Below are 25,293 nucleotides of genomic sequence, written 5' to 3' on the forward strand. Positions count from 1 at the left end.
GAGGCACGCACGTCCAGAGAGACCGCCTGCGAAGGCCGTGCGAGGATAGCAACCATGCGATTTGTCAGGTGGACGAGGTCATGCCAAACCGTGCCTTCACGCTAAAGGCCAATGGTTAGCAATGGGTTAACGGCGCGCGCGCCGGTCTTTCTCGGAAAAACACGCACGCCCGGCACCGCAAAGCCGGGCCTAGACCGCGCTAGACGGCCTGCCCCACCAGCGCCCCGATTGCCGTGGTGACAGCCATCGCCAAAGCGCCCCAGAGGATCACCCGCAGCGCCGCGCGCCCCTGCGGCGCGCCACCGGCCTGCGCCCCGAGCGCGCCCAGCGAGCCCAAGGCCGCCAGCGTCGCCACCGCGACCCAGAGCACGACCGAATCCAGTGGTGCCACCCAGGACACCGCCAGCGGCACCGCGGCCCCCGCAGCGAACGTCAGCGCCGAGACCACCGCCGCCTGAACCGGACGCGGCGGCGACAGGTCCGTCAGGCCGATCTCGTCGCGCAGATGCGCGGTCAGCGCGTCCACTTCCGTCAGGTCGATCGCCACGCGCTCCGCCAGATCCGGCGCGAGGCCGCGCTCCACGTAGATCGCGGTCAATTCCGCCAGTTCTGCCTCGGGGTTGTTCTCCAACTCGTCGCGCTCGCGCTCCATGTCGGCGCGCTCCGCGTCGGCCTGGCTCGATACCGAGACGTATTCGCCCGCCGCCATCGACAGCGCACCGGCGACCAACCCGGCGAAACCCGCGAGGATGATCGTGGCATGGTTCGACGAGCCCGCGGCCACCCCCGCGATCAGCGAGGCGGTCGAGAGGATGCCATCATTGGCCCCCATCACGGCGGCGCGCAGCCAGCCCGAACGGCCGGACAGATGCGGCTCGGCATGGGCAGACGGGACAGCCGAACGGATCGGGCGCACCATCAGGCCAGCCCCGCAGCGGGAAGCAGGATCTTGCCCGGGTTCATGATGTTGTCCGGGTCGATCCCGCGCTTGATCGCGGCCATCATGCCCACGGCGCCCGCGCCCAGTTCACGCTCGAGATACTTGGCCTTGCCCTGCCCGATCCCGTGCTCGCCGGTACAGGTGCCATCCATCGATATCGCCAGCTCGGCCAGCCATCCGACATAGCCCTCGGCCTTGGCGATTTCCGCCGGGTCGGACATGTCCACCAGCAGAAGCGTATGGAAATTGCCGTCGCCCACGTGGCCCACGATGGGAGCGGTAATCCCGAGCTCCGCGAGCTTCGCCTCCGTCGCCGTCACGCATTCGGCCAGGCGCGAGAGCGGCACGCAGACGTCGGTCGAAATGCCCTGCGCCCCGGGCCGCAGCTGCAGCGCCGCCCAATAGGCATCGTGACGCGCCTGCCAAAGCTTGTTGCGGTCCTCCTCGCGCGTCGTGAACGTATAGCCGGTGCCGCCCAACTCGCCGGCAATCTCGCCGAAGATCTCGGCCTGCTCGGTCACGCCGCTCTCCGAGCCATGGAACTCCAGCAACAGCAAGGGAGCCTCGGGCAGCGACAGCTTGGAATAGGCGTTGCAGGCCTTCACCTGCAAGGCGTTGAGCAACTCGATCCGCGCCACCGGCAGCCCATATTGGAAGCTGGTGATGACGGCATTGCAGGCCGCCTCGAGGCTCGGGAAGGAACAGGTCGCCGCCGAGGTCGCCTCTGGAATGCCCTGCAGCTTCAGCGTCAACTCGGTGATGATCCCGAGCGTGCCCTCCGAGCCGATCATCAACCGTGTCAGATCATAGCCGGCCGAGGTCTTTCGCGCCCGCGCGGCGGTCTTGACGATCTCGCCCGAGGGCAACACCGCCTTCAGCGCGAGAACACTGTCCTTCATCGTGCCGTAACGCACCGCGCAGGTGCCGCTGGCCCGCGTCGCGGCCATGCCGCCGAGCGAAGCATCGGCGCCCGGATCAATCGGAAAGAACAACCCCGTATCGCGCAGATGCGCGTTCAACGCCTTGCGCGTCACACCGGGCTGGATCACGACGTCCATATCCTCGGCATGGACCTCAAGGATCGCATCCATCTGGCTGAAATCGAGCGAGATTCCCCCCGCCGGCGCATTCACATGACCCTCAAGCGAGGTACCGGTCCCGAAGGCGATGATCGGCACCCTATGGGTCGCACAGATGCGCACGATGTCCTGCACTTCCTCGGTGCTCTTCGGAAAGATCACCGCGTCGGGCGGCTGGTTGCGCAGCCATGTCGTTGTGTGGCCATGCTGCTCGCGCAGCGCCTGCCCCCGCTCCACCCGGTCGCCGTAAGCTTGCGTCAGGATATCCAGCGCCGTCGCGATCCCGTCTTCGTTGCGTTCCACCACTGCCTGCAAGCCCATCGGAGCCTCCTCTGCCCTCACCTCGAAACCTAGCGATCCGGCCCGCGGCTCTCAACCACCGGCTCCTTCATCTTGGCCAATACAACTCAATTCCGACACGCACCACCGGCGCGACGGCGGCAAGCCTGGCGCTAGACCTTTTCCGCCTCCGCGCCCAAAGCCGGACCCTCCGCGCCGCGGGCGGCTTCGATTGCCTCCGCCCGCTTTTCGACCTGCTCGACGATATGATCGACCATCTGGTCGTTGCTCATCTTGTGGCTCTGCTTGCCCGCGAGATAGACCATCCCGCTGCCCGCCCCGCCGCCGGTGAAACCCACGTCGGTCATCAGCGCCTCGCCGGGGCCGTTGACGACGCAGCCGATGATCGAGAGCGACATCGGCGTCTTGATATGCTCCAGCCGCTGCTCCAGCTTCTCGACCGTCTTGATCACGTCGAACCCCTGCCGCGCGCAGGAGGGGCAGGAGATGATGTTGACGCCCCGGTGGCGCAGCCCGAGGGATTTGAGGATCTCGAAGCCGATCTTCACCTCCTCCACCGGATCGGCGGAGAGCGAGACGCGCATGGTGTCGCCAATGCCGGACCAGAGCAGGTTGCCAAGGCCAATGGCCGATTTCACCGTGCCGCCGACAAAGCCGCCGGCCTCGGTGATGCCCATATGGAAGGGCGCGTCCGTCTGCTCGGCCAACTGCGTGTAGGCGGCGGCGGTCATGAAGATGTCGGAGGCCTTCATCGAGATCTTGAATTCGTGGAAGTCGTTGTCTTCCAACAGCTTGATATGATGCATCCCGCTCTCGACCATGGCTTCGGGACAGGGTTCGCCGTATTTCTCCAGCAAGTGCTTTTCCAAGCTGCCCGCGTTCACGCCGATGCGGATCGAGCAATTGTGGTCGCGGGCGGCTTGCACCACCTCTTTCACGCGCGCCGCATCGCCGATGTTGCCGGGGTTGATCCGCAGACAGGCCGCGCCGGCCTCCGCGGCTTCGATGCCGCGTTTGTAGTGGAAATGAATGTCGGCCACGATCGGGACCGGGCTCTCGCGGCAGATCTCCTTCATCGCCCGCGCGCTGTCGGCATCGGGCACCGAGACCCGCACGATGTCCGCCCCCGCCTCGGCCGCCGCGATGACCTGCTTGATCGTGGCGCTGGCGTCAGTGGTCAGCGTGTTGGTCATCGTCTGCACGGAAATCGGCGCGTCGCCACCCACGGGCACATTGCCGACCATGATCTGGCGGCTCGTGCGTCGCTCGATGTTGCGCCAGGGTCGGATCGGGTTGTGAGACATGACGGGCCTTTTCGCGCTGCTTGGACGTTAGATAGAGGCCTCGGGCGGGCGGGACAATGTGACGAGGCGGCGTCGCGGCAAAAAAGACCGGCGCGCGCGGGGGCGAGGACGGTATTGCCGTATTTTTGAAAAGATGAAGATGCGGGGACGCAGAGCGGAGTCGAGCCCATGCGCTAGTCGTGGAGGGTGCGCGAGTTCTGGAGGGTGCGCGGTTACGACCTTCAGGGGCGCGGGATCGGGCGCTCGTCCGCGTCGGTGGGGGTGAGCACGGTGACCGGCAGCGCGTTGCTGGCGATGATCGCGGCGGCGACGTCGGCGGGGATTTCCGGGAACAGGGCCAGAGGTTGCGGCTCGGGTGTCGCGGGCGTGGCGGCGGGACCGGTGGGGTTATAGGCCATCGCTGGCGCGGGGCGTGGCGTCTCGGGCACGACCGGGGCCACGTCGGGCACGTTCGTGGCGTCGAACATCAGCGAGGCCACCTGCGTGAGGTCCGGGTCCGCGTCGGTATCGGCCATGGTATAGGTTGCGGTCACGGCATCGGCGGTCAGTTCCACGTCGCGCACGATGGTGGCGCCTGTGCCGGCAGGACCAAGCGCCACGCCGTTCACCGCGAAATAGAGCGAGCCTGCATTGCCCGAGCGCAGGCGCGGCACGCTGTCGGTCTCGGGCACCACGTAGCTGTCCCCGGCGTTGAGCGTCGCTTCGTAGATCGTCGCGCCGCTGGCCGAGGTGATCCGCACCCAGGTCGGCCGTGTGGCGAAGATCATCACTTCATCCGCGCGACCAGCGGTGACCTGTACGGCGCCGTTGCCGGATGCGGTCTCGGCGGGCGTGGTGGTGCCGGCAGCGTTAGCCGTTGCGGGTGTTGCGGCGGCCGAAGCACCGCTCAATCCGGCGGGCAGCGTGCCGACCTCATCGGGGTTCAGCGTGGCCAGCGCCCCGTCGCGGGGCGTCAGCACCGGCGCTTCCAGCGCGCGCGGGCGGTAGAGCGTGTTGCTTGCCTCGGGGCCCGGCAGCGCGATGTCGAAGCTCTGATCGTCACCGAAGCTGTTGCCGCCGACGCCCTCCAGCGGGTCCAGCTGTGCCAGTGGCACCGCGGGCGCCTCGTCGATTGGTGCGATTTGCAGTCGTTGAATGTCGTTCAGGATCGCCCAGGCGCCGTAGCCGATGCCGAGCGCCAGCACCAAGAGCACGGCGACCGAACCGAGCGCGCCGGGTTCGACCCGGGAAAACAGGCTCTCGCGCGTGGGTGCGAAGGAAATTCGGGAGGAGGCCATCACCTCGTTGGGGTCCATCCGGCGCGGCGAGGCGGAGACGATGCGCTTGGCCTCGGTCCCCTGCTGGCTGCTGTTGCCGTGGATGCCGCGGAAGCCCGTGCCCTCGCAGAAGCGACGGAAAGTCCACTCCGGATCGATGCCGAGATAGCGTGCGTAGGATCGGACGTAGCCGGCGATGAAGCCCGGCGACTGGAAGGCGCCCACGTCGCCGTTTTCGATCGCGGCGATGTAGGTGGCGCGGATGCGCAACTCGCGCTCGACGTCGAGCAGCGACTTGCCCAGCGTGGCCCGTTCGCCGCGCATCAGGTCGCCGAGGGGCACATCGTTGAGGTCATAGCCATCGAACGCCGGCGGCGTCGAAGGCTCGGTTACCTCAAGCGCACGCAGGTCGGACTCAGCGGTCTGACCCTCTGCTTCATGGTCCCAATACTGGCCGTTGTCCTGGCCCATGCGGCCTGCCCCGATTCTATGGTTAACCCACTATGCCTAGTAGTGGTGCGCCTTAGTAGATCTATATGTTACCCCAATCGGCGCGATTCCCAAAGGCCTCGATCACCTTGCAAGGTAGATACCATGGCGCGTTGCACGAATGCACCCCGGTGATCCGGGAATATGCATGCCTCGGCGAGATCGCGCCGCCATTTCTGTGGATTCTTAAGGGACTAGGGATGAGCGCGCCAAATTGGCGCAATCATGCTTAACGATCAGGCAGTTAATTAACCAACCAGATCCTGCCGGTTCAGGGCGCAGTGAGACCACAACCCGTCCATCGCGCGCACCAGCCCGTCGATCATGCCCGAATCGTGGACCGGCGAAGGCGTGAAGCGCAGACGCTCCGTCCCGCGGGGCACGGTGGGGTAGTTGATCGGCTGCGCATAGATGCCGAAATCGGCCAGCAGCGCGTCGGAGATCGCCTTGGTGTGGACGGGGTTGCCCACCATCACCGGCACGATGTGGCTGCCATGGTCGATCACCGGCAGGCCCATGCCCTTGAGGCGCAGCTTCAGCACGGCGGCGCGTTCCTGATGCAGGTCGCGCAGGGCCTGGTCCGTCTTCAGGTGCCGGACCGAGGCCGCCGCCCCCGCCGCCACGGCGGGCGGGATCGAGGTAGTGAAGATGAAACCGGGCGCATAGCTGCGCACCGCGTCACACATCTTTTCGGAGGCCGCGATATAGCCACCATGGACACCGAAGGCCTTGCCGAGCGTGCCGTTGATGATGTCGATGCGGTCCATCAGGCCGTCGCGCTCCGCCACCCCGGCGCCGCGCGGGCCGTAGAGGCCAACCGCGTGAACCTCGTCGAGATAAGTCAGCGCGCCGAATTCGTCGGCGAGGTCGCACAGCTCCGCGATCGGCCCGAAATCGCCGTCCATCGAATAGATCGACTCGAAGGCGATCAGCTTCGGCGCGGCGGGATCGTCGGCCTCCAGCAGCTCGCGCAGATGGGCGACGTCGTTGTGGCGGAAGATGCGCTTGGCGCCGCCATTGCGGCGCACCCCCTCGATCATCGAGGCATGGTTGAGCGCGTCGGAATAGATGATCAGGCCGGGAAACAGCTTGGGCAGCGTCGAGAGCGTGGCATCATTGGCGATATAGGCCGAGGTGAAGACCAGCGCCGCTTCCTTCTGGTGCAGGTCGCGCAGCTCCGCTTCCAGCGCCTTGTGGTAAACCGTAGTGCCCGAGATGTTGCGCGTGCCGCCCGAGCCTGCGCCGGTGGCCTCCAGCGCCTCGTGCATCGCTTCCAGAACCACCGGGTGCTGGCCCATGCCGAGGTAGTCGTTGCCGCACCAGACGGTGATCTCCTGCTCGGAGCCGTCGGGCTTCTTCCAGATCGCATGGGGGAACTGCCCCTTGCGACGCTCGATATCGATGAACGTGCGATAGCGACCTTCTTCGTGCAGCTTGCCGAGGGCAGCGTCGAGCGCGGAATCGTAATTCACTGGCGGTCTCCTGTTCGAGGCGCGTACCGCCTCTGCAGATCGATGGCTTTGACGGGGATTCCCGCCATGGGCCAGACATATTGCGCCTGCCCCCGTAACGCCAAGCTACATTTTGCCGCGAGGCAGGCCTTGATCTGGGTCAAACCCGCGAAACAAATGATGAAACGGCCCCGTAACGTCGGGTCAGGGGCCGCTGCTTGTCTTGACCGAGGCGGCGTTTATTGGCCGAGGCGGACCTCCAGGGCCGGGTAGCCCAGGCTGTCACCGAAGGCGAAGCCGCCGTGGCAATCGTGGCAGAAGCTCTGCGAGATGCCCATGGGGTCACCGTTGGGCTGGACCGCGGAATAGATCCAGCCATCGGTCTCGGGGTATTCCGCCGTCTCGCCGCGGGTCATGATGAACAGCGGCCCGATGCGCGGAGCGCCGTCGCGCAGGGTGTAGGATTCCTTCGCGATGACAGAGCCCACGGGCATCTCGAAGGCCTCGTCATCCTCCTCGTAGCGGATGTATTCGGCGTAGCCCACCTCGTTCACGAAGGTATTGAGGAAGCGCCCGCCGTGAAATCCCGGCGCAGCGGGCCCGGTGGAGGCGGCCTGCCACTCGCGATAGGTGGCCGCGACCTCGTTGTCGCCGGCGCCATAGGCCGCGGGCAGGTCGTCGCGCACGCACTCATAGAGCGCGTCGATCTGGTCTTGGGTGAAATCGGCGACTTCGGCCTCGAAGGTGCATGAATGGGCATCGGCGAAAGCCACGCCGGAGGTGGCCGCAAGGGCCACGGCGGAAAGAAGAAGGCGGGTTGTCATGTCTGGCTGTCCTGCTGGAGTTGGGTCCCGTGATGCCAACAGGCTACGCCTGCTCGCCGCGATCGCGGTAATCAATGCTGATCACATTCCCGACAACAGCGGCCCTCTCGCGCTGGCCCCTGCTCCGTCACCTGTGCGCGTACACGCCTCCGGCTATCGCGTTGCAGCCCCGGCGCACAGCCGCCAAGATGCGCCGAAATTTCCGCGAAAGGATGCCTCCCATGACCCTCGACGCCGTTCTCGCCCGTGTAGATACCGACCTCGACGCCGCGATGGAGCGGCTGATGGCGCTTCTCCGGGTGCCCTCGATCTCGACCGATCCCGCCTATGACGCCGATGTCGCCCGCGCGGCGCAGATCCTCGCCGAGGACCTCTCGGGCATGGGGTTCGACGCGACGGTGCGCGAGACGACGGGCCACCCGATGGTCGTCGCCCACAGCGGCCCCGACGCCGAAGCCCCCGACGCGCCCCGAGTGCTTTTCTACGGTCATTACGATGTGCAACCGGTCGATCCTCTGGAGCTCTGGCACCGCGATCCCTTTGACCCGGCGATCGAGGAGCAAAACGGCAAGAAGGTGATCCGCGCCCGCGGCGCCTCGGACGACAAGGGCCAGCTGATGACATTCGTCGAGGCCTGCCGCGCCTGGAAGGCCGAGACCGGCAAGCTGCCGCCCAACCTCACGATCTTTCTCGAAGGCGAGGAGGAAAGCGGCTCGCCCTCCCTTGTGCCGTTCATGGAAGCCCATGCCGATGAGCTGAAAGCCGACCTCGCCTTCATCTGCGACACCGGCCTCTTTGCCGAAGGGGTGCCCGCGATCGTCACCCAGTTGCGCGGCATGATGAAGGAAGAGTTGACCATCAAGGGCGCCGACATCGACCTGCATTCCGGCATGTTCGGCGGCGTCGCGATGAACCCGATCCGGGTGCTGTCCGACGTCCTCTCGGCGCTGCACGACGAGAACGGCCGCGTCACCGTGCCCGGCTTCTACGACGGCGTGCCCGAGATCTCCGACGCGCTGCGCGACAGCTGGGAGGCGCTGAACTTCGACGCCGAGGCGTTTCTGGGCGCCGTGGGCCTCAGCCACCCGGCGGGCGAAAAGGACCGCACGGCGCTCGAGATGATCTGGTCGCGCCCAACGGCCGAGGTCAACGGCATCTGGGGCGGCTACACCGGCGCCGGCTTCAAGACTGTCCTGCCGTCCGAGGCGCACGCGAAGATCAGCTTCCGCCTCGTCGCGGGCCAGGACCCCGCGCGCCTGCACGAGAACTTCGTCGATTGGGTGCAGGCCCAGATGCCCGAGGATTGCACTGTCAGCTTCGCCCCTGCCATTGGCTCAGCCGCGAGCCAGATGGACACCAGCCACCCGATCTTCGAGATGACCCGCCAAGCGCTCAGCGCCGAATGGCCCGAGGAGGCCGCCTACATCGGCTGCGGCGGATCAATCCCCGTGGCCGGGCATTTCAAGGAAATTCTCGGCATGGACTCCGTCCTCGCAGGCTTCGGCAAGGACGACGACGCCATCCACTCTCCGAACGAGAAATACGACGTCGAAAGCTTCCACCGCGGCATCCGCTCCTGGGTCAGGGTGCTGGGCGGCCTGGCGCGCGCGTGAGCGGAACAGACCAGACAAGCAATCGTCGTTGGAACTTGCGTCGGCATCGCGAGACTATTCTCGGTCGTGCGCGGCAAGCGAGCCTGCGCCGTGGGGTAGGACCCTTTGCGTGCGTGGTGGGGGCGCTGCCCCCCGCGGCTATTCCAGAGGAATAGCCCCTCCCCCCGGGATATTTCTGGAACAGGGAAGACGCAGGTAACACTTCTTTAACCATGCGACGTTTATGCTGTCGGAGCGGTACAGGCTGGGAAGCCGATGACCGTGAACGGGGAAGGCCCCTGGTCATGGCTGGGGGCTGACCTCACCTCTTCCCTCATTCCCCGTTCTTCAAATATCCATTCTTCTGCACGACTTCGGCCATGCGCGAGACATTCCAGAGGCTTTGGCAGGTGCCGGGTTTGCTGCGTTTCCGGGACCCCGGATCAGACGGGTTGCGTCCCGGTTGTCTGTGCCGTGCTCAGGCGGGCGGCGATGCGCCAGAAGCGGATCACCAGAACCAGGCCGGCAACGGCGAGGCCGATGGCGAGGCCGGCCCAGATGCCTTCACCCTCCCAGCCAAGCGGGAAGCCCAGGGCGTAGGCCAGCGGTACGCCGATTATCCAATAGCTGATGAAGGCGTAAATCATCGGCACGCTGGTGTCCTGCACCCCGCGCAGCAGGCCGAGGGCCATGACCTGGGCGGCATCGGCCAGCTGGAAGATGCTCGCCACGACCAGCAGGCTCGCCCCAATGGCGATGATTTGCGGGCGCAGCGGATCGGCCGGGTCCACGAAGAGGCCGACCAGCGGCTCGGCCAGCGTGATCAGGACCACCATCGTCGCCGCGACCGTCAGGAAAGACAGCAGCAGCGCCGCGATGGCCGCGTTCAACAGGCCCGGCGCGTCATCGCGGCTCCAGGCGCGGCCCACGCGCACGGTGACGGCGGAGCTGAGCCCGATATGGATCATGAACGTCACCGAGATCACCTGCAGCGCGATGCCATGGGCGGCCAGTTCCATCGTGCCGATCCAGCCCATCATGATCATCGTCGCCATGAACAGGCCGGCCTCGGACAGGAGCGTGATGGCGATCGGCCAGCCAAGCCGGAAGACCTGCCAGAGCGCCTCCCAATCGGGGCGCCAGAAGCGGATGAACAAGGTGTATTGCCGCAACCCCTCCGCGCGGGCCGCGTAGATCGCGAGGATGCCAAGGATCAGCAGGTGAGTGAAGACCGAGGCCGAGGCCGCCCCCGCGATGCCCAATTCCGGCGCGCCGAGGTTGCCGAAGATTAGCACCCAGTTGATCAGTGCGTTCAGGGCGACGCCGCCAAGCCATGCCCAGAGCACGATGTTGGGGCGCTCCAGAGCGCTGAGGTGGGAACGCAGCACGATCAGCAGGCAGCCGGGCCAGATCGCCCAACCGGCGATGCGCAGGTAGGTTTGCGCATTGGCCGAGACCTCGGCCGTCTGGCCAGCCATCAGGAACAGGCTTTCCGAGAACCAGAAGAGCGGCATCACCAGCGCCGAGAAGGCGAGCGCGATCCACAGACCCATGCGCGTGACCCGGCGCACCTGCTGCTCGTCATCGCGCGCCGCAGCGGAGGCCACCATCGGCATGACCGCCAGACCGAAGCCCATGCCGAGGATCAGGATCAGGTGGAAATAGGACGAGCCGAGCGCCACGGCGGCCAGTTCCTCGACCCCGTACCAGCCGATCATCACCGTATCGGTCACGCCGATAAAGACCTGCGCCAATTGACCTCCGATCAGGGGGAGGCCCAGTTTCAACGTCGCGCGGATGTGGGATTTCAGAGACATGTTGAAAGCCTTACGGGCGCCGCTCGGCGGGGGCAAGGCACGGCGTTTGCGCGGCGGGCGGCAACGTCTAGAGGGCGGCGAGGGCCAGTTGCGTCGCGATCACGGCGACGAGGGCCCCGACGGCGAGTTCGAGCACCACCTGCGCCCGCGCCAGCGTCGCGTTTTCGGCAAGGCTCGCCAGCGCGCCGCGGCGCAGTCCGACGGCGGCGATGGCCACCACGACGGTGACGCTTGCCGTCCCAAGCGCCATTGCGAGTGTTCCCAGGACACCGGCCCAGAACGCGCCCATCTGCGCCGTCAGGATCAGAACGAAGAGCGCGCCGGTGCAGGGCCGGATCGCGACCGCGGCGATGAGGATCGCGACCTCCTTGCAGCCAGTGGCTTGGGCGAGGTCTTCAGCAGAGGGTCCGTGGGAATGGCCGCAGGTTTCGCAGATGTGGCCGTCGCCGGCGTGGTACTGCGCTGGTGTGTCGTGATCGTGGCTGTGGTGGTGGCCCTCCTGTCCCGCCGCTTGCTGCAACCGCCACATCCCGCGGGCGCCTCGCCAGACGAGCCAGAGGCCCACGGCGGCTATGGCGGCGAAGCTGAGGGGGGCGAAAATCTCGTCGGCCATACGCGTCATCGCGTCCCGGCTCCAGCCGACCAGCCAGACGCCGGCACCGACCAGCACGATGGCCGTGGCCCCCTGTGCCAGGCTCGAGGCCATGGCGACCGCCGAGAGGCGCAGCGCCCCGACCTGCCGCGCCGCGCCGTAGCCGCCGATCAGCATCTTGCCGTGACCGGGTCCTGCAGCGTGGAAGAACCCGTAGCCGAAGCACACGGCCATCAGCGTGAGCACCGCCGCCGGATCGCCCCCGCGCAGGCGGCGCAAGGCGCCCGCCATGGCGCCCTGTGCCTCGCGCTGGCCGTCCAGCGCCCAGGCCGTGACAACGCGGTCCGCGCCCACAAGCCACAGGAGCGCCCCGGCGGCCAGCAGGGCCAGCACCACGGTCAGCGCCACCTTCGCCCTCATGGCGCGCAATCGAACGCCACGCGGTCGGCGAACAATGCGCCCACCGCCGGGAAGTTGTCCTCGGCCGCGACAGCGCCGCCGATCGCGTCCATCGCCTCTTCCATTCCGGCATAGGCCGCGTCCAGATCGGCGCGCACCAGCGTCGTTTCGCATTCTGCACCAATCACCGACATGTCTCCGGTCATCTCGAAGGCCACGTAGAACTCAGGGTCGAAGACCTGCGCCACTAGGGGCGCGACACCGCCTTCATCCACCACCGGGCGGCGGTGGGTCGTGCGCAATTGTCCCTCGCCCACCAGCTCGAGCGAGACCGGCTCGGGCGCGCCAAGCGTCAGCTCCGCCCCGTCGCGGTGCATCACCAATCCGCCCTCGAACCCGTAGGACCAATCGAGATCGAACCCCAAGGTCCGCGCCACTTCCTCTTCGGTCAGCGCGAGGTCGAAATCCGCGTCGAGGTCGTAATCTTCCATCAAGATCAACGAGTAAAGCTCATCGTAGACCCAGGTCACCTCGACGGAGGTCACCCGCCCCTCCTCGATCACAAGGGCCAGCCCGGCGTCCACGAAGATATGCGGATGCGCCGTCAGCGCAGCGGGGCCAAGCCCGGCACAGGCGGCCAGGGCCGCGGTCATCACGGTGCGGGGATGAAAGCTCGGGAAACGCATGACGCCATATTGTCCGGCCGCCCACGGACCGCAAGTCAGAGCCCGAAACAGGCGCGGATTGTTGCTTAACCTTGCCACCATTGTTCACGGATCAGTGTTCAAAGCGCCACATTCTTGCCCCTTTCATCCCCCAAAACCGCCTCAGCAAATGTGAGGCCCCTGGTGACCCTGTTTAAACTAGTAACCAATTACCTGAGCGAGGACCGCGGCGCGATCACTGTCGACTGGACGGTCATCTCTTCGGCGGCGGTTGGGCTGGCCATCGCGACAACGGCCATCATGACCGACGCCCTCGACGATCTCGCGATGCGGATGGACGCCGAACTGCGCTCCCGTCAGCTGAGCGATGAGTGGATCCGATTCTTCGCCAACCACTTCGAGCCGATTCTCGAAACCGGCGCCTATTCCGAGGCCGACGTCGAGGCCGCCTACGACATTGCCAACGGGCTGATGAACCACACGCTGATCAACGAGCTTGCCGCCGGGATCGAAGCGCTGGAAGAAGGCACGATCACCTCGGACGAGATCGTGGAACTCGTGGCGCTGGCCTCCGTCGCCTACCAGCGCAACGTGGTGGATGAGGGCATGTTGAACTACTACTTCGGTTTCGACGGCTCGGACCCCTACTACATGACCGCCGGCGATGCCCCGGCGAACACCAACTGATCTCGACGCGCTGACACCCTCAATAGGTTAACGCCGTTAAGACTTGCACCGCCCGCCCTCCCGGTGGGCGTTTTGCGTCTCTATCGCTCACGTCAGGCGCGCTGTGGTCTTTCCCCTGCCCCCCAAACCTGCCATTATTGCGAAAACCGCCCACAATATAGAGCAGTACAATGGCTGATGACCTCCTCTCCGGCACGCCCGACGCGCAGGCCTATGACGCCTCTTCCATCGAGGTTCTCGAGGGGTTGGAGCCTGTCCGCAAACGCCCCGGCATGTACATCGGCGGTACCGACGAGCGGGCGCTGCATCATCTGGTGGCGGAAGTCCTCGACAACTCGATGGACGAAGCCGTGGCGGGCCATGCGACCCGGATCGAGGTCGAGCTGCACGAGGATTACGCCGTCACCATCCGCGACAACGGCCGCGGCATGCCCTTCGATCCGCACCCGAAGTTCCCCGGCAAATCGGCGCTGGAGGTGATCCTCTGCACGTTGCACGCGGGCGGCAAGTTCTCGGGCAAGGCCTACCAGACCTCGGGCGGCCTGCACGGCGTCGGCGCCTCGGTGGTCAATGCGCTCTCGGATTCGATGGTCGTGCAGGTCGCGCGCGACCGCAAGCTGGTCGAGCAGCGCTTCTCGCGCGGCATCCCCCTCGGCCCGGTGGAAGAAATCGGCGCCGCCCCCAACCGGCGCGGCACCACCACCACCTTCCATGCCGACGAGCAGATCTTCGGCTCGCACCGCTTCAAGCCCGCGCGGCTGATGAAGATGGTCCGCTCCAAGGCCTACCTCTTCTCGGGCGTGGAGATCCGCTGGAAATCGGCGATCGACGACGGCGAAACGCCCACGGAAGCCGTCTTCCACTTCCCCGGCGGCCTCTCCGATTACCTGATGGAAACATTGGGAAAATCCGCCACCTACACCGAGAAACCCTTCGCCGGGAAAGTCGACTTCCAGTCGCGCTTCTCCGTTCCCGGTTCGGTCGAATGGGCGATCTCATGGACGCCCGCGCGCGACGGTTTCATCCAGTCCTATTGCAACACCGTGCCCACCCCCGAGGGCGGCACCCACGAGGCCGGTTTCTGGGCCGCGATCCTGAAGGGCATCCGCGCCTACGGCGATCTGGCGGGCAACAAGAAGGCCGCCAACATCACCCGCGACGACCTGCAGACTGGCGCCTGCGCGCTGGTCTCCTGCTTCATCTCCGAGCCGGAATTCGTGGGCCAGACCAAGGACCGCCTCGCCACGACCGAGGCGCAGCGACTGGTCGAACAGGCCGTGCGCGACCACTTTGACAACTGGCTCGGCCAGAACACCAAGGAAGCGGGCGCGATCCTCGACTTCCTCGTGCTCCGCGCCGAGGAGCGCCTGCGCCGCAAGCAGGAGAAAGAGACACAGCGCAAGTCCGCCACCAAGAAGCTGCGTCTGCCGGGCAAGCTGGTCGATTGCAGCCAGGGCGCGCGCAGCGGTACCGAGCTGTTCATCGTCGAGGGCGACTCGGCCGGCGGCTCCGCCAAGATGGCGCGCAACCGCAAGAACCAGGCGTTGCTGCCGCTGCGGGGCAAGATCCTCAACGTGCTTGGCGCGGCTTCCTCGAAACTGGGGCAGAACGCCGAGATTTCCGATCTGTGCCAAGCACTTGGCGTCGGCATGGGCACGAAGTTCAACCTCGAGGACCTGCGCTACGACAAGATCATCATCATGACCGACGCCGACGTCGACGGCGCCCATATCGCGGCGCTTCTGATGACCTTCTTCTTCAGCCAGATGCGCCCGATGATCGACGCGGGTCACCTCTACCTCGCCTGCCCGCCGCTGTTCCGCCTGACCCAAGGCGCCAAGCGCGTCTATTGCCTCGACGAAGAGGAACGCGACGAGATGCTGGCCAAGGGCTTGGGTGGCAAGGGAAAAATCGACGTCTCGCGCTTCAAGGGTCTGGGCGAGATGGATGCGAAGGACCTGAAAGAGACCACAATGGACCCCGACTCGCGCAAGCTGATCCGCGTCTCGGTCGACGACGACGTGCCCGGCGAGACCGGCGATCTGGTGGAGCGTCTGATGGGCAAGAAGCCCGAACTGCGGTTCCAGTACATCCAGGAGAACGCGCGTTTCGTGGAGGAACTGGACGTTTGAAGGGGCGAGCGTTCAATAACGCCTTCCTATTATGGAACTCTGTTGAACGCTTGACGAATAACGAAATCAGTCGTGTCGTAGCGCTGATCCCTCTCATTGGTTACTTCATCATTTTCAATGATAGCGTTGCTGCCTACCTGTCATTCGACCTTCTGGCCGGTGCCGACGATACCGTCGCATCACCCTTTTGGATCTCGAGCCTCGTCAAGCTTCGTTTGGCATTCTTCGGGGCCATTAGTCTGTTCGTGGGCACGGCGATTTTCCTGATGCTGCGCCCTCCTGTACTCGACTTTGCGAAGTCGGACTTGAGCTTCGCGGACAGGGTATTGAGCGGATACGCAATCGAAGAAATCCAAGCGATGGAGGTCGATGTGGACAACAAGACCTCTTGGTCGTTGTGCACCACGCTAATCGAACAATACACGAGAGAAGATGCCAATGGGGAACGCGGGCTTCGATTTGCACGAGCGTTCGGGCGGCAGGTCGATCTGGTTCGTGCGCATGGGGAATACACCAGAGCATTGTCGCGTGAATGGTACACAGGGCAAGTTGCCCGAAGACCATTTGCACGAATGCTGTCGGTATCCTGCGCAATCGTAGGCTACGTCCTCCTCGCAATTCCGACGATCGACATATTTCAAGCAGTATTGCGCGACATTACGTTCTGACCCCACCCTTGTCCCCCCGCCCAATTCCCGGCACCTTCGCCCCATGCGCCTCGCTTTCCTGATCCTCGCGACCCTCCTGCTCGCTGCCTGCGGCCGCCCCCTCACGGACGCCGAGGCCGCCTACATGGCCGAGCTGCAAGGCGACACCTTCGACCCGCGCCCGGTCCGCATCGCGCGCAATCCCTTCGTCGGCCTCATCACCCAGACCTACCCCACGCGCCCCCCCGTCACCTGCCGCGAGCGCATCTTTCCGCCGCCGCAGACCCCCACGATCTCTTCGCAGACCGGCGGCATCGTGCTCTTCAACACGCTGCACCTGCGCGAGGATCTGGTGATCGAGGATTACACCCGCTTTCCCGACGGCACCCGCGGCCTCGTCGCGGCGATGTTTTTCGCCCACGAGATGACCCATGTCTGGCAGTGGCAGAACCGAGAGATCACCGGCTACCACCCTTTCCGCGCCTTCGCCGAGCATGCCCGGATCGAGGACCCCTACCTCTTCTCCAACGACGACCCGCGCCCCTTCCTCTCCTACGGCTACGAGCAGCAGGCCTCGCTCGTGGAGGAATACGTCTGCTGTCGCGCTACGGACCCCGAGGGCGCGCGGACCGCGCGGCTCGAGGCGCTGATCGGGCAGGTCATGCCGGTCACCCCGATCCGCGACCGGGTCGATAGCACGCCGATCCGCCTGCCGTGGGACGATGCGCCCATCGGCGGGATCTGTTCCTGATCAAAAGGTTACGCGATGCCCACGCAGGTTCTCATCATGTTCGCCGCCGGCATTGGCATCCCCATTCTCGCAGCCCTCAACGCGCGATTGGGCGCGAACATCGGCTCTCCGGCGGCGGCGGCGACAGTGCTGTTCATCGTGGCCTTCGCGGCGGCGGTGCTGACGCTGCTCGTCACCGGGCCGGAGGCGCTGCGCGCCATCCCCGGACAGCCGAGGCACCTGTTTTTCGCCGGCGTTCTGGTGGCCTTCTACGTGCTCAGCATCACCTTCGTCGCGCCGAGCCTTGGCGTCGGCAACGCCGTCTTTTTCGTGCTCGTGGGGCAACTCGTCAGTTCCGCCGTCATCGACCATTTCGGCCTCTTCGGAGCGCAGGTACACCCGGTGACGGGGCTGCGGTTGACGGGCATCGCGGTGATGGGGCTTGGCGTAGCGATCACACAAATGAGCGTGATGCGTTAACCGGCTTTTTCTTCCAGCGTCAGCCACTCCATCTCGGCCTCTTCCAGCTTCGCCTGCCGCTCCGCCAGCGCATCTTGCGCCTTCTGCGCCTTCACGGCTTGCGTCGCGTAAATCTCGGGGTCGGAGAGCAATTCAGAGAGCTTGGCGATCTCGGCCTCGAGCCGGGCGATAACCTTGGGGAGTTCCTCCAGCCGGTGCTTCTCGGTGAAGGAGAGCGCGGATTTCGGCGTCTTCTCAACCGCTTGAGCGGCCTGCGCCTTGGTGGCTTTGGCGCGCGCCTTCTCGGAATCCGGGCGTGGCTTGTCGCCCCGTTGCGCCAGCATGTCGGTCCAGCCGCCGGCATAGACGACGGCCCGCCCGCCCCCTTCCAGCGCCACCGTGGCCGTCGCCACGCGGTCGAGGAAATCGCGGTCGTGGGAGACCAGCAGAACCGTGCCGGGGTAGTCGCCGAGCAGGTCCTGCAACAGGTCCAGCGTTTCGACGTCGAGGTCGTTGGTCGGCTCGTCGAGCACCAGAAGGTTGCTCTCCTTCGCCATGATCCGCGCCAGCAGGAGCCGTGCTTTCTCACCGCCCGAAAGCGAGCGAACAGGGGCGCGGGCCTGGGCCTCGTCAAAGAGGAAATCCTTGAGGTAGCCCACCACGTGACGCGGCGCGCCGCGCACCAGCACCTGGTCCGAGCGGCCCGAGACACCCAGGAGCGGATCGTTGGTCAGGCTCTCCCAGAGCGTCGCGTTGGGGTCCAGCGCCGAGCGGGTCTGATCGAAGACCGCCATCTCGATTCCGGTGCCAAGGGTCACGCTGCCGGTGTCGGGCTCGAGCTCGCCCACCAGCATCTTCAGAAGCGTCGTCTTGCCCGCGCCATTGGGGCCGACGAAAGCCACGCGGTCACCGCGCAGGACGCGGATATCGAAGGGTTGCAGGATCACCTTCTCGCCGTAGGCCTTTGAAATCCCACGCGCTTCGATCACCCGCTTGCCCGAGGCGCTGCCGGCCTCCAACTGCATCGCGGCGGTGCCTTGGCGGCGGATCATGGCGGAGCGTTCGGCGCGCAGATCGCCCAGGGCGCGCACCCGCCCCTGGTTGCGCTTGCGCCGTGCCGAGATGCCCTCGACGGCCCACCGCGCCTCGGCCTTGATCTTGCGGTCGAGCTTGTGGCGCTGCATGTCCTCTTCGGCCCAGATGGTATCGCGCCACTCCTCGAAACCGTCGAAATTGCCATCGCGGCGGCGCACGACGCCCCGGTCGAGCCAAAGCGTGCCGCGCGCCAACGCCTTGAGGAAGGCGCGGTCGTGGGAGATCAGGATGAAACCCGCCTTGGTGGATTTCAGCTCGCCCTCCAGCCATTCGATGGCGTCAATGTCGAGGTGGTTGGTCGGCTCGTCCAGCAGCATCAGCTCGGGCGCTTCCGCCAGCAGACGCGCCAACGCGGCGCGGCGGCGTTCCCCGCCGGACGCCGCGTCCACGCGGGCCGAAAGGTTCAGCTTGAGGCCCTCGGCCGCCGCCTCCACACGCCAGGCCTCGGAGGGGCCGAGGGTGGCGAGGGCGAAGTCGCCAAGCGTCTCGAAGCCGGTGAAATCGGGCTCCTGCTCAAGGTAGCCCACAGTGGTGCCATCGGGCAGGACGCGGCTGCCGGCGTCAGGCTCCACAAGGCCTGCCATGACCTTCATCAGCGTCGACTTGCCCGAGCCATTGCGCCCCACGAGCGCCATGCGGTCGCCCGCCTGCACCACGAGATCGAGGGAGGAAAACACGGGATCGCCGCCGAAGGTCAGGGCGATGTCGGAAAGCTGCAAAAGAGGAGGTCTGGCCATGCAAGGCAGCTAGGCCAAGGCCCTGAGAAGATCAAGCCATAGCCGCGGCGCGTGGGCGGATGGGCCGCGCTATCGCCTGAGCATCCATATGCCCTCGGGCCAGAAGGCGTGGAAGGCGAAGGCGAACATCACGTCATGGGGGATGTCCCGCCCTGCCCCGTCGCGGACCCGGATCTGGCCGACGTCGCGGCCCTCGGCAAGCCGTGCCGCGTCCAGCGCCGAGGCAGTGCCCGCCGCCCAGGTGATCGTCACCCCGGCCTCGGCGACCGATCCTTCCGTTGCCAGCCGTTCCAGCGGCCAGGCCTGGTCCCCGACGCGCACGACGCGGGCGAGCGGGTCGATCCCGTGGGGCGGTTGCTCGCCGGAATAGAGGAACGGCCAGCCGGAGCTGTCGTATCCCACGTAGGGGTTGCGGCCGTAGGGACGCCGGTAGCCACGCGGCTCTGCCATGACCAGCCCTTCGGGATAGGCTTGCCGGAAACTGTCCCAGGATTCGAGCCACCCCGGCAGCTGCGCCAGCTCCGCCCCGGCATGGACCCCGGCGATCCCCTCGCCAATGGCCTGCTGCCACCAGCTTTCGGTCTGGCGGTCGAACATGATCATGTCCGAGTGGCGCAGGTTGCCCGAGACGCCGAAACTCAGGACCTCGCCCGCCACGCGGCGGTCGAACACCATGGCGGAGTTGCAGAGCGGGCAATAGGTGACCGCGATGGGGAGGTCGCCGACCATGTCATTCACGATCTCGTGCCAGGTCAGGTAACGCAGCGGATAGGCGCGGGCGGGGGCGCCGTCGAGGGCCACGGTCAGCACCGGTTCGGCGCCTTCGAGCGCGGTCTCCTCCCCGGCCGGGATCATCCTCGGCGCGTCGAGGGCGGGGATCCCGTCACGCGGCACGCCGCCGGAGTGGACCTCGGAGAGATCGACCGTCGCGGTGGAGAAATCCGTGTTGGGCCATCCCGCCGTGGGGTCGATGCCCTGAGCGGCGGCCGAGAGGCCGAGCGACAGGCCCAAGATCAGTCCGAGACTCCAGCGCATGACATCCTCCCACGGGCAAACGGCCACAAAAAACGGGCGCGCCAGATGCGGCGCGCCCGTTCAGGATGTCACAGGACGGCCTTTCCATACAGGCCGCCTCACGCAGAGTTGCGCGCCCGCGATTACTCGGATGCGGCCTCGTCTGCCTCTTCCGGCTCGGGCGCTTCGGGATCGTAATCCAGTACCCGAACGGCGGTCATTCGGTCCGGCTCGCCTGTGACGGCACCGTTGCGGCCCCGGCCCCGGCGGATCATGTCGACCACGTCCATGCCCTCAACCACTTGACCGAAAACGGTATATTGCCCGTTCAGGTGCGGTGCGTCCTCGAAGACGATGAAGAACTGGCTGTTGGCCGAGTCCGGACGCTGCGACCGGGCCATGCCGAGGGTGCCGCGCTCGAACGGCAGGTCCGAGAATTCGGCCGGCACGTCGTCATAGGTCGAGGCGCCGCGGCCCGCATAGCGCATGTCCTGCCCGAGGTTGCCGAATTCGACATCGCCGGTCTGCGCCATGAAGCCGTCGATCACACGGTGAAACACCACGTCATCATACTCGCCCTCTTCGGCCAGCGTGGTGATCCGCTCCACGTGCAGCGGGGCCACGTCCTCGAAGAGGTCGATGACGATGGTGCCCTCGGCCTCTCCGGCCACGTCGATCTCGATGCCGGTGGCGCCAAGCGGCGCCGTCAGGAGCAGCGCGAGCAGCGCGCCCCCTGCAGACGCGAGGTGCTTAGACATCGGCGGCCACCTTGACCGCGATCATCTCATCGGGGTTCGCGGGCGGCTCGCCCTTGGTGATGGCGTCGACATGCTCCATCCCCGAGATCACGCGGCCATAGACCGTGTACTGACCGTTGAGGAAATCGTTGTCCTTGAAGTTGATGAAGAACTGGCTGTTGGCCGAGTTCGGGTTCTGCGAGCGGGCCGCGCCGAGCGTGCCGCGCGAGTGGGGCAGCTTGGAGAATTCCGCCGGAAGGTCCGGCTTGTCGGAGCCGCCGGTGCCCGCCATGCGCAGGTTGCCATCCTTCTTGCCGTGCTGCACGTCGCCGGTCTGGGCCATGAAGCCGTCGATCACGCGGTGGAAGACGACACCGTCATAGGCACCTTCGCGGGCCAGTTCCTTCATCCGCTTGGAATGTTCGGGCGCCACGTCGGGCAGCAACTCGATGGCGACGGTGCCATCCTTCAGCTCGATCAGGATGGTGTTTTCGGGATCTTTGTAGTCGGCCATTTCGGCTCTCCTTCTTTCAACAGTGTCAGACCGCATCTAGCGGGGATATTTCTCTTTCAACGCCTCGAAGACGGAGGGTGTCACGAATGACGACACATCGCCGCCGAGACGCGCGATTTCCTTGACCAGTTTCGAGGCGATGGCCTGATGTTCGGCCTCCGCCATCAGGAATACGGTCGTTACGCTGGCATCGAGCTTCCGGTTCATGCCAACCATCTGGTACTCGTACTCGAAATCCGCAACCGCGCGCAGGCCACGGATGATGAATTCCGCGCCCACGTCGCGGGCGCAGTCGATCAGCAGGTTTTCGAAGGGGTGGGCGACGATCTCGGTGCCGAAGGCGTCGGTCATCTTGGCACATTCGTGCTCGACCATGGCGAGCCGCTCGTCCAGCGAGAACAAGGGCCCCTTGTCGCGGTTGATCGCCACGCCGATCACCAGCTTGTCGACCAGCTTGCAGGCCCGCTTGATGATATCGACGTGACCCAAAGTGATCGGGTCGAATGTCCCCGGATAAAGCCCTGTGCGCATGGCCGCCCCCCTTTTACTAGGGCAGGACGCAAACACGATTGCAGGGCTGGTTGCAACCAGAAGCGCGGGTTTTGCGGCGCTAGAAGCCCTTGATCATGCCTTCCAGCGCTTCTTTTTCCATCGACAACTCGGCCAGCTGCGCTTTCACGACGTCCCCGATGGAGATCAGGCCGACCATCTTGGCGTTGTCCATGACCGGCATGTGGCGAAAGCGGCCTTGGGTCATTTTCGCCAGAACCGACTGCACCGTCTCGTCGCGCGTGGCCGAGATGATGTCGGCGGTCATCAGGGTGGTGACCGGATCCGCGAGGCATCCCGGCCCGTTGGCGCCGATGGCACGGACGATATCGCGCTCGGACAAGATCCCCGCCACATCGGTGCCTTCGGACGAGACGACCAGAGCGCCGATCCGGCGCGCGGACAGAACTTTCGCGGCGTCGCCGACAGAGGCGTCGGGCGTGATCGTCACGACATCCCCTCCCGCCGAGTCTCCGCCCTTGTCCCTGAGGATCTGTTGTACGAGCATCTTGGCGCCTCCTTCACGAGATGATGGTTCAGCGTCGTCGCTAACTTGCCGACCTGTCAAGACATTCAGCGCTGGCGGGGGACTGTCGCGGCGGCTTGGGGCGGGGCCGTCTTGGCCTCCAGCCGGGCAATTTCCGCGCGGATGCCGTCACGCAGCAGGCCGGTGATCCGCTCCAGCCGCGCATCCTTGGGACCGGCGTGGGTTGTCAGCCAGAAGGTGCGGGTCAGCGCCACCGCGTCGGGCAGGACGCGCTGCAATTCCGGAGCCGCAGGCAGTGCGAAATCATGGACGACCGCCAGCCCGCCGCCGGCACGCGCCATTTCCAGCTGTACCGAGACCGAGGTCGAGGCCAGCGGCACCCGGTCGACGCCCAGGGTCGAGAGGTAATCGAGCTCGGCGTCGAAAATCATGTCGGGGATGTAGCCGATCATCCGAAGGTTCTTCAGATCGCTCAGAGACTGCGGCGTGCCGTTGCGGGCGAGCCAATCCTTGGAGGCCGCGAGCGACAGCTTGTAATCGCTCAGCCTCTCCCCTTCCAGCCGGTCGGTCTTGGGCCGGCTGACCGTGATCGCCAAGTCAGCCTCGCGGCGCGAGAGGTTCACGATTCGCGGCAGGGCGAGGATTTGCAGATCGAGGCCGGGATGCTTCTCGGCGATGCGTGCGCAGACCTGCGGCAGCAGATAGGTGGCGCAGCCATCGGGCGCGCCGATGCGGATGGCCCCGGAAAGCTGCTCGGCGCTGCCGGTGAGCGCACCGATCCCGCGCGACAGGGCGGCTTCGGCTTCCTCGGCATGGGTCAGGAGCCGCAGGCCCGCCTCGGTCAGCCGGTAGCCTTGGGGTGATTTCAGGAACAGTGCCGTGCCCGCCGAGGCCTCCAGCCGCGCAACGCGCCGGGCGATGGTGGCCGGATCCATCCGCAGGCTGCCACGCGCCGCGGTCAGGCTTTCGGCCCGCGCGGTGGCGAGAAATATACGCAGATCGTCCCAGTTCATGTGCCGCGCCCTCCTGCCATACGCCTATTTTTGCAAAATGACCCTGCGAACCTGTCTCTTTTCCCGGCACAAATGCAAGCTTATAAGCGCCCCAACGCAACTGCTTTTGGGAGAGAACGATGCAACAGATCGGTCATTGGATTAACGGCAAGCATGTCGACGGCACCTCGGGCCGCACGCAGGACGTCTGGAACCCGGCCACGGGCGAGGTTCAGGCCAAGGTGGCGCTGGCCTCCAAGGCAGAGCTCGATTCTGCGGTCGATGATGCCGCGAAGGCGCAGGTGGCCTGGGCCGCGACCAACCCGCAGCGCCGCGCGCGCGTCATGATGAAATTCGTGAGCCTGCTGCACCGCGACATGGATAAGCTGGCCGAGGCGCTCTCGCGCGAGCACGGCAAGACCATCCCCGACGCCAAGGGCGACGTGCAGCGCGGCCTCGAGGTCGTGGAATTCTGCATCGGTGCGCCCCACAATCTGAAGGGCGAATTCACCGACGGCGCCGGCCCCGGCATCGACATGTATTCCATGCGCCAGCCCGTGGGTGTGGCCGCCGGCATCACCCCGTTTAACTTCCCCGCGATGATCCCGCTGTGGAAGATGGCCCCTGCCCTCGTCTGCGGCAACGCCTTCATCCTGAAGCCCTCCGAGCGCGATCCCTCCGTGCCGATGATGCTGGCGGAACTGATGCAGGAAGCGGGCCTTCCCGACGGCGTGTTGCAGGTGATCAACGGTGACAAGGAGAGCGTGGACGCGATCCTCGACAACGAGACGATCTCGGCCGTGGGCTTCGTGGGCTCCACCCCGATCGCCGAGTACATCTACGGGCGGGGCTGCTCCAACGGCAAGCGCGTGCAGTGCTTTGGCGGCGCGAAGAACCACATGATCATCATGCCTGACGCCGACATGGACCAGGCCGCCGACGCGCTGGTGGGCGCGGGCTATGGTGCCGCGGGCGAGCGCTGCATGGCGATCTCGGTCGCCGTGCCGGTGGGTGAGGAAACCGCCGACCGCCTGATCGAGAAGCTGGTGCCGAAGATCGAAGCCCTGAAGGTCGGCCCCTACACCAGCGGTGACGATGTCGATTACGGCCCTGTCGTGACACCGATGGCCAAGGAAAACATCCTGCGCCTCGTGCAGACCGGTGTCGACCAGGGCGCGAAGCTGGTCGTGGATGGCCGCGACTTCTCGCTGCAGGGGTATGAGGACGGCTTCTTCGTCGGCCCGCATCTTTTCGACCACGTGACGCCCGACATGGAGATCTACAAGCAGGAGATCTTCGGCCCGGTCCTCTCGACCGTGCGCGCGGGCTCCTACGAGGAAGCGCTGAAGCTGACCATGGATAACGAATACGGCAACGGCACCGCGATCTTCACCCGCGACGGTGACGCCGCCCGCGACTTCGCCAGCCGCGTCAACGTCGGCATGGTGGGCATCAACGTGCCGATCCCGGTGCCGCTGGCGTACCACACTTTCGGCGGCTGGAAGAAATCCTCTTTCGGTGATCTGAACCAGCACGGCTCGGACGCGTTCCGGTTCTACACCAAGACCAAGACCGTGACCTCCCGCTGGCCCTCAGGCATCAAGGAAGGTGGCGAGTTTACCATTCCCGTCATGGAGTAAGTCGGCGCTTTGGCGGTTGGCTATTGTGAGGGGTCCTTCGGGACCCCTCATTTTTTTGTAAGAAGGTGAAGGGGCGCTGCCCCTTGCCGCGCTAAAGCACGGCTACCCCGGGATATTTGGAGAACGGGGAAGTGGGGGCGGGTGTCGTGGTGAGGGTGCTGTGGT

23 protein-coding genes are annotated in these 25,293 nt (G+C 65.7%); 7 read left to right on the forward strand and 16 right to left on the reverse strand.

What is annotated here, in order from left to right; genetic code table 11:
- Positions 1 to 199: 199 nt before the first annotated feature.
- From KYE46_RS11970 to KYE46_RS11995, 6 genes are all read right to left on the reverse strand, one after another.
- The gene (locus KYE46_RS11970) at positions 200 to 919 is read right to left on the reverse strand and encodes a VIT1/CCC1 transporter family protein (RefSeq protein ID WP_219000845.1); all 720 of its coding nucleotides are present in this window, start codon (positions 917 to 919) and stop codon (positions 200 to 202) included.
- Positions 919 to 2,340, reverse strand: a complete 1,422-nt coding sequence (locus KYE46_RS11975; RefSeq protein ID WP_219000846.1) for an FAD-binding oxidoreductase — start codon at positions 2,338 to 2,340, stop codon at positions 919 to 921. The genes KYE46_RS11970 and KYE46_RS11975 overlap by 1 nt, the downstream gene beginning before the upstream one ends.
- A gap of 131 nt (positions 2,341 to 2,471) precedes the next feature.
- The gene (ispG, locus tag KYE46_RS11980; protein WP_219000847.1) at positions 2,472 to 3,623 is read right to left on the reverse strand and encodes a flavodoxin-dependent (E)-4-hydroxy-3-methylbut-2-enyl-diphosphate synthase; all 1,152 of its coding nucleotides are present in this window, start codon (positions 3,621 to 3,623) and stop codon (positions 2,472 to 2,474) included.
- Positions 3,624 to 3,844: 221 nt separating this feature from the next.
- Positions 3,845 to 5,350, reverse strand: a complete 1,506-nt coding sequence (locus KYE46_RS11985; protein ID WP_219000848.1) for a helix-turn-helix domain-containing protein — start codon at positions 5,348 to 5,350, stop codon at positions 3,845 to 3,847.
- 266 nt (positions 5,351 to 5,616) lie between these two features.
- Positions 5,617 to 6,840 carry a 5-aminolevulinate synthase gene (gene hemA / locus KYE46_RS11990; protein WP_219000849.1) on the reverse strand — a complete coding sequence of 408 codons (1,224 nt, stop codon included), beginning with the start codon at positions 6,838 to 6,840 and terminating at the stop codon, positions 5,617 to 5,619.
- 218 nt (positions 6,841 to 7,058) lie between these two features.
- Entirely contained in the window at positions 7,059 to 7,643 is a 585-nt protein-coding gene (locus tag KYE46_RS11995; RefSeq protein ID WP_219000850.1) for a recombinase, read from the reverse strand.
- 221 nt (positions 7,644 to 7,864) lie between these two features.
- On the opposite strand from KYE46_RS11995, the gene KYE46_RS12000 reads away from it, so the two are divergent.
- Positions 7,865 to 9,256, forward strand: a complete 1,392-nt coding sequence (locus KYE46_RS12000) for a dipeptidase (protein ID WP_219000851.1) — start codon at positions 7,865 to 7,867, stop codon at positions 9,254 to 9,256.
- 422 nt (positions 9,257 to 9,678) lie between these two features.
- Here the strand turns inward: KYE46_RS12000 and KYE46_RS12005 are convergent, their stop codons facing one another.
- From KYE46_RS12005 to KYE46_RS12015, 3 genes are all read right to left on the reverse strand, one after another.
- Positions 9,679 to 11,052: an MATE family efflux transporter gene (locus KYE46_RS12005; protein WP_219000852.1), complete on the reverse strand. Its 1,374-nt coding sequence runs from the start codon at positions 11,050 to 11,052 to the stop codon at positions 9,679 to 9,681.
- A 67-nt stretch (positions 11,053 to 11,119) separates the two neighbouring features.
- The gene (locus tag KYE46_RS12010) at positions 11,120 to 12,064 is read right to left on the reverse strand and encodes a nickel/cobalt transporter (protein WP_219000853.1); all 945 of its coding nucleotides are present in this window, start codon (positions 12,062 to 12,064) and stop codon (positions 11,120 to 11,122) included.
- Positions 12,061 to 12,696, reverse strand: a complete 636-nt coding sequence (locus tag KYE46_RS12015; protein ID WP_219000854.1) for a DUF1007 family protein — start codon at positions 12,694 to 12,696, stop codon at positions 12,061 to 12,063. The genes KYE46_RS12010 and KYE46_RS12015 overlap by 4 nt, the downstream gene beginning before the upstream one ends.
- A gap of 195 nt (positions 12,697 to 12,891) precedes the next feature.
- Between KYE46_RS12015 and KYE46_RS12020 the strand changes: the two genes are divergently transcribed.
- The 5 genes from KYE46_RS12020 (at position 12,892) to KYE46_RS12040 (ending at position 17,384) form a co-directional block, all read left to right on the forward strand.
- Positions 12,892 to 13,395, forward strand: coding sequence for a hypothetical protein (locus KYE46_RS12020; RefSeq protein WP_219000855.1), 504 nt, complete (start codon positions 12,892 to 12,894; stop codon positions 13,393 to 13,395).
- 170 nt (positions 13,396 to 13,565) lie between these two features.
- A complete protein-coding gene (parE, locus tag KYE46_RS12025) occupies positions 13,566 to 15,527 on the forward strand; it encodes a DNA topoisomerase IV subunit B (protein WP_219000856.1) in 1,962 nt (653 codons plus the stop codon).
- A gap of 50 nt (positions 15,528 to 15,577) precedes the next feature.
- The gene (locus KYE46_RS12030; protein ID WP_219000857.1) at positions 15,578 to 16,195 is read left to right on the forward strand and encodes a hypothetical protein; all 618 of its coding nucleotides are present in this window, start codon (positions 15,578 to 15,580) and stop codon (positions 16,193 to 16,195) included.
- Positions 16,196 to 16,238: 43 nt separating this feature from the next.
- The gene (locus tag KYE46_RS12035) at positions 16,239 to 16,925 is read left to right on the forward strand and encodes a hypothetical protein (RefSeq protein WP_219000858.1); all 687 of its coding nucleotides are present in this window, start codon (positions 16,239 to 16,241) and stop codon (positions 16,923 to 16,925) included.
- A 15-nt stretch (positions 16,926 to 16,940) separates the two neighbouring features.
- On the forward strand, positions 16,941 to 17,384 hold the full coding sequence (locus tag KYE46_RS12040) for a DMT family transporter (protein ID WP_219000859.1): 444 nt from the start codon (positions 16,941 to 16,943) through the stop codon (positions 17,382 to 17,384).
- Here the strand turns inward: KYE46_RS12040 and KYE46_RS12045 are convergent.
- The 7 genes from KYE46_RS12045 to KYE46_RS12075 form a co-directional block, all read right to left on the reverse strand.
- Positions 17,381 to 19,195 (reverse strand): ABC-F family ATP-binding cassette domain-containing protein, encoded by a 1,815-nt coding sequence (locus KYE46_RS12045; RefSeq protein ID WP_219000860.1) that lies wholly within the window; start codon positions 19,193 to 19,195, stop codon positions 17,381 to 17,383. The genes KYE46_RS12040 and KYE46_RS12045 overlap by 4 nt on opposite strands.
- A gap of 69 nt (positions 19,196 to 19,264) precedes the next feature.
- Positions 19,265 to 20,230 carry a DUF3179 domain-containing protein gene (locus KYE46_RS12050; protein WP_219000861.1) on the reverse strand — a complete coding sequence of 322 codons (966 nt, stop codon included), beginning with the start codon at positions 20,228 to 20,230 and terminating at the stop codon, positions 19,265 to 19,267.
- A gap of 122 nt (positions 20,231 to 20,352) precedes the next feature.
- Positions 20,353 to 20,967, reverse strand: a complete 615-nt coding sequence (locus tag KYE46_RS12055) for a peptidylprolyl isomerase (protein WP_219000862.1) — start codon at positions 20,965 to 20,967, stop codon at positions 20,353 to 20,355.
- Positions 20,960 to 21,460, reverse strand: a complete 501-nt coding sequence (locus tag KYE46_RS12060; protein WP_219000863.1) for a peptidylprolyl isomerase — start codon at positions 21,458 to 21,460, stop codon at positions 20,960 to 20,962. Before KYE46_RS12060 ends, KYE46_RS12055 begins: the two co-directional genes overlap by 8 nt.
- A gap of 36 nt (positions 21,461 to 21,496) precedes the next feature.
- The gene (gene coaD, locus KYE46_RS12065; protein ID WP_219000864.1) at positions 21,497 to 21,991 is read right to left on the reverse strand and encodes a pantetheine-phosphate adenylyltransferase; all 495 of its coding nucleotides are present in this window, start codon (positions 21,989 to 21,991) and stop codon (positions 21,497 to 21,499) included.
- 79 nt (positions 21,992 to 22,070) lie between these two features.
- Positions 22,071 to 22,517, reverse strand: coding sequence for a CBS domain-containing protein (locus tag KYE46_RS12070; protein ID WP_219000865.1), 447 nt, complete (start codon positions 22,515 to 22,517; stop codon positions 22,071 to 22,073).
- Between the two features lie 65 nt (positions 22,518 to 22,582).
- A complete protein-coding gene (locus tag KYE46_RS12075; protein ID WP_219000866.1) occupies positions 22,583 to 23,509 on the reverse strand; it encodes a LysR family transcriptional regulator in 927 nt (308 codons plus the stop codon).
- Positions 23,510 to 23,628: 119 nt separating this feature from the next.
- On the opposite strand from KYE46_RS12075, the gene KYE46_RS12080 reads away from it, so the two are divergent.
- Positions 23,629 to 25,128, forward strand: coding sequence for a CoA-acylating methylmalonate-semialdehyde dehydrogenase (locus KYE46_RS12080; protein ID WP_219000867.1), 1,500 nt, complete (start codon positions 23,629 to 23,631; stop codon positions 25,126 to 25,128).
- Positions 25,129 to 25,293: the final 165 nt, after the last annotated feature.

The organism is Gymnodinialimonas ceratoperidinii, assembly GCF_019297855.1.
Lineage (GTDB): Bacteria > Pseudomonadota > Alphaproteobacteria > Rhodobacterales > Rhodobacteraceae > Gymnodinialimonas > Gymnodinialimonas ceratoperidinii.